We start from the raw sequence: 11,383 nt of genomic DNA on the forward strand, positions 1-11,383 counted from the left end.
TCGAGACCGAAGCAGCCCGCCGCCTCGCCGACGACCTCAAGAACGAGTGATCACCCGATTACCCAACACTTTCTGAGGGGACGGAGTTCGGTGCCACCGTCTCGCCCCGGTGGGCAGGCGCGCGGTCAGCGACGGCGGCCGAGTGCCCGCCGCGGCCGGCGCACCACGACGCGGCCGAACTGCTTCTCGCCGACCAGCTCCACCCGCAGTGTGGTCGGCGCCGCGGCGTCCGACGCCCGGTTCCTGACCCTGCTGTGCTGCAGCATCAGGCCGTCGGTGTCGACCACCGTGTCCGGCCCGACGATCAGTGTCAGGGTCTTGCCGCGCATGTCCAGGTCGATCTGCAGGGTGTCCTGGGTGATCACCGCCTCGGTGAGGTCGAGCGTCACCGCGCACCACTCCACGTCGAGCACCAGCCGACGCGGTACCACCCAGCGCCCCGTCCGCTTGACCGGGCTCCACTTCTGCTCGATCCGGAGGACCTCCTTGGCCTCGGCCACCACCCCGTCGGCAGCGAACGAGACGGCCGGCAGGTCGACGGTGAGTTCGGCCAGTTCACGAACCGTCCGCGCGGAGAGGGCGACCTCCAGGCGCTGGTCCAACTCCTCCGCGGTCAGCCGCCCGTCACCCGCCGCCACCCGCAGGACATCGGCCACCCGATCCCGATCCGCGTGCGAAGCCCGCATCTCGGGCTGCGAGTTGAGGCCAGAGGGCTGCTCGGCGGGCGCGATCTCTCCCGGCATACTTCCCGTCCTGAGTTTGACGTAGGTCTCCCGGCAATGGGGCCGGCGACGAGAACTTACGATATATCGCGATAGGTGTTCCCGCCAGGGTCGGGTTCGCCGACGACCGGGTGCGGGACGCGAAGAGCGGCACGACGACCAGCGGCACGCCCGTCGCCAGTGCGCCGTACGTGGTGCCGGAGCCCCCGTGACAGACCGTCACCGACGCGGCGGCCGGCACGGTGAAGCTCAGAAGAAGTTGAACCGGACGGCATTGGGGAGGACGGAACCCCAGGACATTCCGGTCTTGGGCGGAAGCGTGTCCAGGGCGGGACCGCTGCAGTCGGTGTTCTCGTAGACGGTCGCCGAGGAGTCCGTCTCGTTGTCCGCACCGGTCACCGGGAGGCCGAAGCTGATGCACTCACCGCTCGGCGGGTCGACCAGGGTGTGGTCCTCCCCGTCGATGTCGGTGTAGGTGAATTCGCCGGTGGCGGCGTTGGCGCCGGTGGAGATTCCGATGACAAGTGTGAGCGCGGTGCAGGCGGCAAGAGCGAATCGGCCGGCGTTCTTCGCAGCGGTCATGGGGCGTCCCGTCGTCTTCGAATGGGGGGGTGAGCCACCAGGATTCAGCCCGCTCGGGGCCTCGGCGCAGTCGGCGAGCGCCGGTGGTGTGGTCCGGCGCGGCGAGCAGGTGAACCTTCCGGCTGCGGGCCGTCGGCCGTGAGCCGTCGGTCGTGGGTCGCGGGTTGTGGGTCGTCGCGGATCCGGCCGGGAATCAGACCCGCCGCATCCGGTAGACGCAGGTCCGGTAGGGCATCTCGACGCTGTCGCGGCCGGCCAGGGCCGGGTCGGTGGCGGCCAGCTCGCCGACCTCCCGGTCCAGGCGGGCCTGCTCGGCGGCGTCGGCGGTCAGGTAGTACGAGCGGGAGCGCACCAGGTCGATCAGCCGGTCCGGCGGGACGGTCACAGTGTGCTCGGTCAGGGCGAGTTCGGGTTCGGTGAACCACGGCGTCACCGGCCCGTACTGCCAGGCGCGCTCCAGGCCGTACCCCTCGGTGCCGATGACGCCGGAGAGCGCGGCCACCCACGGGGTCCGATCGTCGCGGACGTTCCACATCGGAGCGAAGACGCCGTCCTTGCGCAGCACCCGGTGGATCTGCGGCAGCGCGTCCTGCGGAGAGAACCAGTGGTACGCCTGCCCGACCACGACGGCGTCCACGGACCCGTCCGGCAACGGGATGTCCTCGGCGCTGCCGGCGAGCACCTGCGTGCCCGGGTGGCGTTCGGCGGCCACGGCGCGCATCTGCGGGTCGGGCTCGACCGCGATCACCTCGTGGCCGGCGGCCCGCAGCATGCCGGTCAGCAGCCCGGTGCCGGCGCCCAGGTCCAGGACGCGGATCGGCTCGGTGCCGACGGCCCGGGCGACCGCCTGCGCCGGGTAGGCGGGCCGGATCGAGTCGTAGAGACGCGCGGCGGAACCGAAGGACAGCGCAGAGGTCGACATGCCTGCGAGCGTAATCGGATTCGGGCCGCCGGTCCGGGAGTTCCGGCAGCCGGGGTCGGTGGAGTGTGCATGCGGATGCTGCATGCCCGAACGGCTCGGCGCGGGGCCGGAGTCGGGCGGGACGGTGCTGCGGTGCGCCCGGTGGGGTGACGGGGCGTCAAGGTGTCTCGAAGTCGTGGATCTTGTCGGCCGCGGACCAGATTTGCCGTCCGGCGGTGTCGAAGGCGGTGAGGTCGGTGGCCGTGCCGGGGGTGGTGGCGTAGGCGAAGAAGGACCTGCCGCCGTGCGGGGCGGTGAGGGGGACGGGGCGCGGGGGAGTGGCGGTGAGGCGGGCGACGGTGGGGGCGGCCGCGCCGTAGAGGAGCAGGACACGGGGGTCGAGGGCGTCCAGGGCGACGTTGACGGGGGCCTGGGCGGAGACGGGCGGTTCACAGCCCTGGCCGGCGGGACGGTCGTCGACGGTGGCCCGGGTGCAGAGCTCGCCCGCCACGGAGACCAGGTCGACCCGCCAGCGGACTCCGTCCTGGGTGCCCTCGGCGATCAGCGCGATCTGGATGACGGAGGCCGACACGTCGACGGTCGGCGGCGCCGGGTGGCGGGTCGGGGCGCAGGCGGCGAGCAGGGCCGCCAGGCAGGACAGGACGACGAGGACGCGCCGGGACGTCACGGGATCTCCTCCGGGCTGTGCGGCGGACAGCCGGCCCCGGCCCGGGGAGGGGTCGGAGCCGGCCGTCGGGGACTACACGGTGTAGGCCCCCGCACAGGGGGCGGACGCGCTGTGGCCGCCGTTGTCCCTGCCGTACCAGCGCAGGTAGTACGAGGAGCCGGTGTCGACGCCGATGCCGCGCGGGTCGGTGTGGCCCCGGCCGTCCGCGCCGTAGCTGTAGCTGGAGAACACCTTGGTGCTGTTGTGGGTCCGGACGAGTTGGACGTAGAAGCTGCGGGCGGCACCGCCGGTGCAGCCCTTTCCGCCGATCCTGATGGTGCCCGAGGTGGGGACGAAGTCCTTGCTGGCGTGGTAGGAACCGCTGCCGAAGGACTGGGAGAAGGCACCGGCCGGGGCCGCTGCGAGGGTGAGGACGCCGGTGGCGGCCGCCGTCACTGCGGCGACGCGGGTGACAGAACGCCAACGAATTGCCATGCGACCGACGGTAGGAGCGCGGCGATCGGTCGACAACGAATTGAACCGCGATTCACCGGAACAGGGGACGCGGCGATTGTCTGTTCGTGCCGCAACTCCGCGCGTGCGGCGCGGAGTTCGGCGTCAACATGCGCGTCCGATCAGGCGGTGATCACCTGGAGGACCGGCGGGTACGCGGCGTTCTCCCGACTGTTGAGGTTCACCGCCAGCCCCACCCGTCCGGTCGGCTGACCGACCGTCAGGGTCAGTGCCGGATCGGCGGTGACGGCCGCGGTGACGTCCAGGGCCACCCAGTCGGCGGCGGTGGAGATCCGGCCGGTGCCGAGCGCGGCGGCCGGGGCCGGGCAGCGGTTCCAGGTCGCGGCGGTCTCCTGCCAGGCGCCGGGCGCGGTGGCGAACGCCTGGAGGTCCGTCTCGGTGCCGCCCGAGTCCGCGACCGCGCCGCGCACCCAGAGCACCGCGCGCCGCACCGTCCCCGTCAACTGCGAGGTGTCGAAGGCCAGGAGCGCCCGCCGCGAGAAGCCGGACCCGGTGGTGTCGGTGTTCTTCACCGTCAGCACGGTCGCCGTCCCGTAGTTGGCGTCGCCGTACGAGCCGTCCCGGACATAGGTGTCCTGCACGGGGGCGAGCAGCACGGCGGTCGCGGCCGCCGGCGCGCCCGAGGTGCGCAGCGTCACGGTGCGCCCGGCGCCCTGCGTGCCGCCGAGCTCCGCCAGCAGCTGCACGGCGGATCCGGTGGCCAGGACCGTGACGCCCGTGGCCGGGTCCGCCGAGACGTAGCCCGGGCGGTCCACCGTCACCCGCACCGTGGCGGCCGTGCGGGACGGGTCGGCCACCGAGACGCTCAACGTGCCGCCCGACTCCCGGACCAGCACCGAGCACGGCGCCGAGACGGTGATCGGACCGGCGCTGCCCGGGGCGAAGAAGTTCGCCGCCGTCACACCCGAGGCGGAGTCCGAAATCGCCTGCACGGACGACGAGTTGGCGAGGATCGTGACCGTCGGGGCGGCCGCCCGGGCCGCCGTGGCCGCGGCGTCCGCGCCCGGCAGCAGCAGGTACGCGTACCCGGCGTTCGACGGCGCGGCGCCGTGGTCGAACCAGAGCGTCAGGTAGCGGCGGGTCAACGCCTCGGACGTGCCGCCGGAGTTGATGTCGTGCCAACTGCCCGTCCGCGCCTCGCGCTTGGCCTGCACCGTCGCGCCGCCCGGGAACACGTAGCCGCCGAAGCCGGCGATCGCCATCGACTTCGCGCCCGTGAACTGCTGCGACCAGCCGAGCGTGGCCGGCTGTGCCACCCCGTCCACGGTGAACGCGTGGGTGCCGGACGCGCCCAGGTTGCGGTTCTCCACCACCGTCTCCACCGGGACGCCGTCGGTGGAGCTGATGCCCGCGCCCAGGCAGACCACCGAATCGTCCAGCAGGAACCAGGACTTCCAGCCCGACAGCGTCGACGACAGCCCGCGCACCGCCTGGCCGACCGCCGCGTACGTGCCGTCGCTCGCCCCGCCCGCCCACACGGCGTCCGGCCGGGCCGCGCCCCACGCGCCGCCCGCCGCGTCCGCCAGCTTCTTCGTGGAGACGGTCGTCCCCGGCAGCCGGTACGGGTCGACGGTCGGCCAGAACGCGTCCGCGTACTGGCCGTTGCCCGTGGTCGCGTTCCACCACGCCAGCAGACCGTTGTTGGTGTGCCAGCCGCGCACGTTCTCGCCGTTGCCGGTCTCGTAGAACGTGGTGCGCGCCGAACACATCGACAGCGACACCGCCCAGCCCGGACGGCGCACCACCGCCCGGTCCATCGCGAACACCCGCGCCCCCGCCGGCTCCGCCGACGCGGCCACCGCGCCGTCGCCCATCAGCGCCTGCGCCCGCGCCAACTCCGGGACGTCCACGGCCGCGTCCGAGAGGTACGGCCGGTAGTAGTCACGGCCGATCCAGCCCTTCACCGCCGCCCGCCACCGCGCGGACTGCACCGCCGGCGCGGCGCCCGAGTCCGCCAACCGCAGGATGTGCCCGATGATCGTGTGCCCGCGGCCGTGGTCGTCCTGCTGAAGGTGCAGCAGGTCCGAGGACTGCAGACCCCGACTGCTCGCCCGGCCCACCACCGAGTCCATCACCAGGCCGTTGAACAGGAACGGCGCGTACGCCGAGTCCACCGCGTCGAACACGTTCTGCCGCTGCGGATCCGTCACCTCCCACGACGACCCCGCCAGCAGCGCGAACAGCCGGCTCAGCCCGCTCAGCAGCACCTCCCCGTACGAGCCCGTGTACGGCACCCAGGTGTGCTGCACGAACGACCCGTCCGGGTACAGCCCGTCCCCCGTCAGCACGTACGGGAACACCGGCGACAGCGCCGCCGACGCCGTCGCCAGCTTCGCCGCGCTCTTCCCGACCACCCCGCGCAGCGCCAGGACCCGGCAGAGGTCGACCCGGTTCGCCCCCGTGCTCGTCCCCGAGTACGCGGCCACCCTGGAGTCCGGGACGGCGTGGTCCACGGCCGCGCAGTAGGTGCTCACCTGAGCGGCCGTCAACTGCGGCAGGACCAGCACGCAGGTGTCCAGCAGCGCCTGCGGCGAACCGATCTGCCAGTCCCACCAGTTGTCGTACGCCGTCGCCGTCGCGGTGTACGCGGAGGCGCACAGCCGGTCCAGGCCGGTCGTGATCGCCGCGGCCAGCGTCGCGTCGCCCGTCAGCCCCGTGCCCGGCTGCGCCCACGCCAGCGCCATGGTGCGCAGCCGCACGAAGCTGCCGGTGATGTTCGCCGAGACCGACCCCAGCGGCAGGTCCGGCCAGAGCGACCCCGTCGTCGGAGCCATCGCCTGCTGCTGCGCCCGGGCCCGATCCCCGAGCGCCCGCAACGCGGAGCCGAACGGCTCGGCGGCCGGATCGAACCCGGTGCCGGTCAGCAGCGCCAGCCACCGCAGGCGGAGCGTCTCGTAGGGATCGGCGGTCGCGGCACCGGCCGCGGTGGCGGTGGTGCCGGTGACGGCGAGGGCGAGAGCACCGGCGGTGCCGGCCTGGAGCAGGGTGCGACGGGACAGGGCAGGCAGGGACACGACGCCTCCGTGAGGGGGGTGGGAAAGCGCTTTCCGGGAGCCGACGGTAAGCGCTTTCCGGTCGGGGCGTCAACGGTTCGGCACGGCATTTGGCAAGCGCTTTCCGGGAGTCGACGGCAAGCGCTTTCCACTGCTCCCGCGTGCAGGTTTGCGACAGTGGCGGCACGCGCGGCTGCGGTCGGCATGGGTGGCGCAGGGGCGGTCGGGGTCGCATGGTGGTGGGCGGGGGAGACGGGGGAAGGGTGCCCGGGGCGGGGCGAGTCGGGGGATCTGACCGTGGGTCAGGTGCGGCTCGGATAGGGTGCGTTCGGATTTTCGGGATCGGCCCGAGGCGGTACGGACGGGGACGGAGCAGCAATGCGGATCGGAATCATCGGTACCGGCACGGTCGGGCAGACTCTCGGCAGCAAGCTGATCGCGCTCGGCCACGATGTCACGCTCGGGTCGCGCAGCAAGGGCAACGCTGCCGCCACCGACTGGGCGGAGCGCAGCGGCCCGGGCGGCCGGGCCGGGACGTTCGCGGAGGCGGCCGAGTTCGGCGAGCTGGTGATCGTCGCCACCGGCGGCACCGTCGCGCCCGCCGCCGTGGAGCTCGCCGGTACGGAGAACCTGGCCGGGAAGGTCGTGCTGGACCTCTCGAACCCGCTGGTGTTCTCGCCGACCGGGGAGCTGACGCTCGACCCCGTCAACACCGACAGCGTGGGCGAGCAGCTGCAGCGCGCGCTGCCCGGGAGCCGGGTGGTGAAGGCGCTCAACACCGTGACCGTCACCGTGATGGTGGACCCCGACCGGATTCCGGGCGAGCACCAGCTGTTCGTGGCCGGCGAGGACGCCGACGCCAAGGCGCAGGTCACGGCGCTGCTGGGCGAGTTCGGGTGGCCCGCGGAGCGGGTGCTCGACCTCGGCGGGATCGACGCGGCCCGCGGGATGGAGATGCTGATGCCGTTCTGGATGCGGCTGATGCGGCACTACGGCCACGCCGACTTCAACTACTCGATCCGCACTGCGAACTGAACCGCACCCGTGGACCGGGCCGCGGCGCGAGCTGAACCGCACCTGCGAACCGGGCCGCGGCGCGAACTGATCCGCACCTGCGAACCGGGCCGCGGCGCGAACTGATCCGCACCCGCGATCCGGGCCGCACCGCGAACTCAACCGGGTCGGAACCGAACTCGGAACCGAACAAGGAAGGCGTCACCATGAGCACCCCCGCCGAGCAGCCCCCGTTCCGCCCGCTGGACGAGGACTGGGAGACCGCCCTCGCGATCGTCGCCCACCCCGACGACATGGAGTACGGCGCGGCCGCCGCCGTCGCCCGCTGGACCGCCCAGGGCAAACGCGTCAGTTACCTGATGGTCACCAGCGGTGAGGCCGGGATCGACGGCATGGAACCCGAGCTGTGCCGGCCGATCCGCGAACGCGAACAGGTCGAGTCGGCGGCCCTGGTCGGCGTGGACACCGTCGAGTTCCTCGGCTACCCGGACGGCATCGTGGAGTACGGGCTGCCACTGCGCCGCGACCTGGCGCGGGCGATCCGGCGGCACCGGCCGGAGATCGTGATCACCACCAACTTCCGTGACACGTACGGCGGGGTGTTCCCGAACCAGGCCGACCACATAGCCGTCGGCCGGGCCGCGCTGGACGCGGTGCCGGCGGCCGGGAACCGCTGGGTGTTCCGCGAACTCACCGCCGAGGGACACGAGCCGTGGAACGGCGTCCGGCAGGTGTGGGCGGCCGGCTCGCCCGACGGGATGCACGCCGTCGACACCACCGAGACCTTTGCGGTGGGCGTCGCCTCGCTGGAGGCCCACCACGCCTACCTGGCGGGCCTCAGCGGGGAGATGGCCAACGCCGCCGAGTTCCTGGAGTCGATGGGCCGGATCGCCGGAAGCCGCCTCGGGACCACGTTCGCCGCCTCGTTCGAGGTGATCAACTTCCGCTGAGCCGCGGGGCCGTTCCGTCGGGCCGGTCGTCGTTCCCGCCGCTGTCACCGGCGCCCGGGTCCTCGGGGCCCGGGTCCTCGGGGCCCGGGTCGTCGTCGCCGAGGACGAGCGCGAGGTCGCCGAGGTCGAGGGCTCCGAGGTCGCCGTAGTGCCGGACGCCGGGTGCGAGCAGGGCGACCGCGGAGGCCAGCAGGAACGGGTCGACCCGGCACAGGGTGGTGTCGCGGCGCACTCGCACGGACGTTCGGTAGGTCTCGGCGAACTCCGGGTCGTCCAGTCGGGCGAGGAGCTGGTCCATCATCTCCGTCGCGGGGTGGTCCGCGGGGAGCGGGAACGGGGTGTCCCCGTCGGTGGCGCGCCGGTAGACCAGCAGGGTGCTGCGGGGGTGCTCGTCGCGCCAGTCCACGGCCAGGACGTCGGACCAGGGGACGACCTCGGCCGGGCGGGACGGCAAGAAGCGGGATGACAGGAAGCGGTGGGGAACGTGATCCCCCGCCCGTCGAACGTCACCCGCCTGCGGCGACCGGAGCAGACGGCGAGGTAGAACAGCGGGACCGGGACGAGCGCAAGTTCGAAGTGCTGCGGCGGCGGGCGCCGGGCAGGAAGCAGACCGCGACGAGCCCGGAGACGACCAGGCTCCAGAGGGCGGCGAGCCGCGTCCACCTGGACCGGATCACGTACGAACCGTCGAACTCGTGCCAGCTCGTCATGATCGACATCCTGTCGCACGCCGGAGCGGGCGTACAGCGCGATCACGGCCCGTTGTGACGGAAAGTCACCGTCGGCCGTCGGCCGGTACGTCCTCGCCGCTGTCCTGGTGCGGGATCCGGTCGCCGGCGTCCACCGGCGGCCGGCGGCGGTGGCGGAGCCAGGCGCGGGTGCCGACCAGGGCGAGGACGGCCACGACGGCGATCAGCAGCAGGACCTGGTAGCGGACGGCCTGCCGGTACAGGACGGTGATGTTGCTGCCCGCGAAGTAGCCGACCGCGGCCCAGACGCCCGACCAGAGGACGGCGCCCGCGGCGTTGGCGGGCAGGAAGCGCCGCAGCGGCATTTCGGTGGTGCCGGCGACCAGTCCGTTGGTTTGCCGCAGGCCGTCCACGAAGCGGGCGCCGGTGACCACCAGGGTGCCGCGGCGACGGAAGAAGTCCTCGGCGCGGGCCATCCGCTCCGGCGTGAGCCGCAGGTAGCGTCCCCAGCGGTGGACGAACGCCAGGCCGCCGGTGCGTCCGATCAGGTAGGCCAGGCCGTTGCCGGCGAACGCGGCCAGCACTGCGACGGTCACCACCACGGGCAGCGACAGCTGGCCGGCGCCGGCGTAGACCGCGGCCAGCACCAGGATGGTCTGGCCGGGCACCGGGATCGCGCAGTTGTCGAAGAAGACCAGGACGCCGACCGCCAGGTAGCCGTAGTCGTCCAGCAGCGGGGCGAGCTGGGCCAGCGGGCCCGGCAGGGGTGGGGGCAAGGGGGACCGCTCCTCCCACCGGGCCGCGGCCCGGGATCAGCGCTGCTCTTCGCCGAGCCGGTGCTCGACGAGGCAGTCGGGGCCGGGGTAGACGAGGCCTTGGTGTCCGTCCTCGAAACGGACCAGGTAGGGCGGCGCGCCGTCGGTGCCGCGCACCTCGACGATCTCGCCCTTGCGGTCGGTCATGCCGACCGACCGGCTGTACATGTGGACGTGGTCTCCCACTGTGGCTTGCATCGCTGCTCCTGCGGTTCGGCGGGACCGGTGGCCGGGACCGGTGGGACGGGGGCGGACCCCTGTTTCCACTGTGCGGCGGCGCTCCGGGCGGTGCAATGGCGGAACCGGTCAGCCCACGGTGCGCGCCGGTCCGGTCACCCGAGCGGTGCCGGTCCGGTCACCCGAGCGTCCGCCGGTCGCTCGGCGGTCGGCGGAATGGCGAGGTAGCTGCGCACCAGGCGCTTGCACTCGGCGATCAGCAGCGGGTCGCCGTCCGGGTCGGCGCGGAAGGCGAGCTTGAGGACGGCGTCCGCGCACTCCATGGCGACCCGAAGGGCGATGGCGTAGCCGGGGGCGGCGAAGAGTTCGCCGCCGATGGTGCGCAGGCGCAGTGCGACGGCCGCGTTGTTGTCGAGTTCGGCGTCCAGCAGGTGCAGGTCGTCGATCTCGGCGGGGACGGCGTCGACCAGGCCGAAATCGAGGTGGCCGAAGCCGGGGAGGGTGCGCTTCATCGCCACGAACTCCTCGACCGCGAGGTCGGTGAACTCGGCGACGCCCGGGTGGCCGGCGGTGTCGACCCGGCGGGCCAGGCCGTCCAGGAAGGACGCCAGGTTGCGTTCGGCGAGGGCGGCGAGCAGGCCCTCCTTGCCGGAGAAGAACTGGTACAGGGTGCCGATCGGCACCTCGGCGCGCAGCGCGACCTCCTTGGTGGTCAGCCCCGCCGAGCCGACCTCGTCGAGCAGGCCGGCGCAGGCGTCCAGCAGCCGCTCGTACCGCTCCTGGCTGCGCTGCTGCACCGGGCGGCGGCGGGCGCCGGCCGCCGGGGCGCGGGAGGCGGTGGCGGGGGCGGAGGGCTGCGCGGTCATGGCGGACACTCTGCCGCATCGGGTCGCGTCGCGGCCAATCCCGGTGCCGGGCACGCGGGGCGGTGTGATTGGGTGGCCGTTCGACGACGGACGGGAACGTTCCGGCAGGCCCGGGGCGGTGGCGGAGGTGGCGGGAGTGGACGGGCGGCCGGTGACGGTGCAGCGGGCCGGGCGGCTGGAGGACGGCGGGTGCCGGCACCTACTGGTGTGGCGGGCCGGACCGGGCTGGCGGATGGTCAGCTCCGGAGTGCTCGGCGGCGGGCTGGGCGAACGCCACTGGGTGCTGAACGCCCAGGTCCGGGCCGGCTACGGGCGGTTGGACCCGGATGCGCACCTGGCCGAACTCGCCGCCGCGCAGGGCCTGGTGGGCCCCGGGGTGGGCCTGATGACGGCCGCCGAGGTGGACGCCTGCACCTGGGCGGAGGACGGCGGGGTGACGGCCGTGGTCACCACCGGAATAGGCGTACCGACCT

Annotated in this window: 14 protein-coding genes; 3 read left to right on the forward strand and 11 right to left on the reverse strand. The window is 73.2% G+C overall.

All coding sequences use genetic code 11. The features are described 5' to 3' along the window. Nucleotides 1-125: 125 nt before the first annotated feature. The 6 genes from IEZ12_RS33210 to IEZ12_RS33235 all read right to left on the reverse strand — a co-directional run bounded on the left by IEZ12_RS33210 (nucleotide 126) and on the right by IEZ12_RS33235 (nucleotide 6,420). Entirely contained in the window at nucleotides 126-743 is a 618-nt protein-coding gene (locus tag IEZ12_RS33210; protein WP_043907877.1) for a DUF1707 SHOCT-like domain-containing protein, read from the reverse strand. A gap of 228 nt (nucleotides 744-971) precedes the next feature. Continuing rightward, entirely contained in the window at nucleotides 972-1,304 is a 333-nt protein-coding gene (locus tag IEZ12_RS33215; RefSeq protein ID WP_189277517.1) for a hypothetical protein, read from the reverse strand. Between the two features lie 193 nt (nucleotides 1,305-1,497). Then, entirely contained in the window at nucleotides 1,498-2,226 is a 729-nt protein-coding gene (locus tag IEZ12_RS33220; RefSeq protein WP_189277519.1) for a class I SAM-dependent methyltransferase, read from the reverse strand. A gap of 157 nt (nucleotides 2,227-2,383) precedes the next feature. Further along, nucleotides 2,384-2,893 (reverse strand): hypothetical protein, encoded by a 510-nt coding sequence (locus IEZ12_RS33225; RefSeq protein ID WP_189277521.1) that lies wholly within the window; start codon nucleotides 2,891-2,893, stop codon nucleotides 2,384-2,386. Between the two features lie 72 nt (nucleotides 2,894-2,965). Further along, nucleotides 2,966-3,367, reverse strand: coding sequence for a hypothetical protein (locus IEZ12_RS33230; RefSeq protein ID WP_157815479.1), 402 nt, complete (start codon nucleotides 3,365-3,367; stop codon nucleotides 2,966-2,968). 140 nt (nucleotides 3,368-3,507) lie between these two features. Then, entirely contained in the window at nucleotides 3,508-6,420 is a 2,913-nt protein-coding gene (locus IEZ12_RS33235) for a polysaccharide lyase family 8 super-sandwich domain-containing protein (RefSeq protein ID WP_189277524.1), read from the reverse strand. Between the two features lie 357 nt (nucleotides 6,421-6,777). Between IEZ12_RS33235 and IEZ12_RS33240 the strand changes: the two genes are divergently transcribed. Continuing rightward, nucleotides 6,778-7,434: an NADPH-dependent F420 reductase gene (locus tag IEZ12_RS33240; protein ID WP_189277526.1), complete on the forward strand. Its 657-nt coding sequence runs from the start codon at nucleotides 6,778-6,780 to the stop codon at nucleotides 7,432-7,434. Between the two features lie 185 nt (nucleotides 7,435-7,619). Continuing rightward, a complete protein-coding gene (locus tag IEZ12_RS33245; protein ID WP_189277528.1) occupies nucleotides 7,620-8,363 on the forward strand; it encodes a PIG-L deacetylase family protein in 744 nt (247 codons plus the stop codon). Here the strand turns inward: IEZ12_RS33245 and IEZ12_RS33250 are convergent. The 5 genes from IEZ12_RS33250 to IEZ12_RS33270 form a co-directional block, all read right to left on the reverse strand. Next, a complete protein-coding gene (locus tag IEZ12_RS33250) occupies nucleotides 8,350-8,817 on the reverse strand; it encodes a hypothetical protein (RefSeq protein WP_189277530.1) in 468 nt (155 codons plus the stop codon). The two genes, IEZ12_RS33245 and IEZ12_RS33250, sit on opposite strands and share 14 nt — an antisense overlap. Nucleotides 8,818-8,869: 52 nt before the next feature. Continuing rightward, complete coding sequence (locus IEZ12_RS33255) at nucleotides 8,870-9,073, reverse strand: hypothetical protein (protein ID WP_189277532.1); 204 nt, start codon at nucleotides 9,071-9,073, stop codon at nucleotides 8,870-8,872. A gap of 65 nt (nucleotides 9,074-9,138) precedes the next feature. Further along, entirely contained in the window at nucleotides 9,139-9,828 is a 690-nt protein-coding gene (locus tag IEZ12_RS33260) for a DedA family protein (RefSeq protein ID WP_043907870.1), read from the reverse strand. 36 nt (nucleotides 9,829-9,864) lie between these two features. Further along, nucleotides 9,865-10,065 carry a DUF1918 domain-containing protein gene (locus IEZ12_RS33265; protein WP_189277534.1) on the reverse strand — a complete coding sequence of 67 codons (201 nt, stop codon included), beginning with the start codon at nucleotides 10,063-10,065 and terminating at the stop codon, nucleotides 9,865-9,867. Between the two features lie 134 nt (nucleotides 10,066-10,199). Further along, nucleotides 10,200-10,910: a TetR/AcrR family transcriptional regulator gene (locus tag IEZ12_RS33270; RefSeq protein ID WP_189277536.1), complete on the reverse strand. Its 711-nt coding sequence runs from the start codon at nucleotides 10,908-10,910 to the stop codon at nucleotides 10,200-10,202. Nucleotides 10,911-11,037: 127 nt separating this feature from the next. Between IEZ12_RS33270 and IEZ12_RS39600 the strand changes: the two genes are divergently transcribed. After that, nucleotides 11,038-11,383: adenosylcobinamide amidohydrolase (locus tag IEZ12_RS39600; RefSeq protein WP_373295558.1), on the forward strand; the 346-nt coding region annotated here is incomplete at its 3' end.

The sequence above is a fragment of the Kitasatospora griseola genome (assembly GCF_014648555.1).
In the GTDB taxonomy this organism is placed as follows: Bacteria; Actinomycetota; Actinomycetes; order Streptomycetales; family Streptomycetaceae; genus Kitasatospora; species Kitasatospora griseola.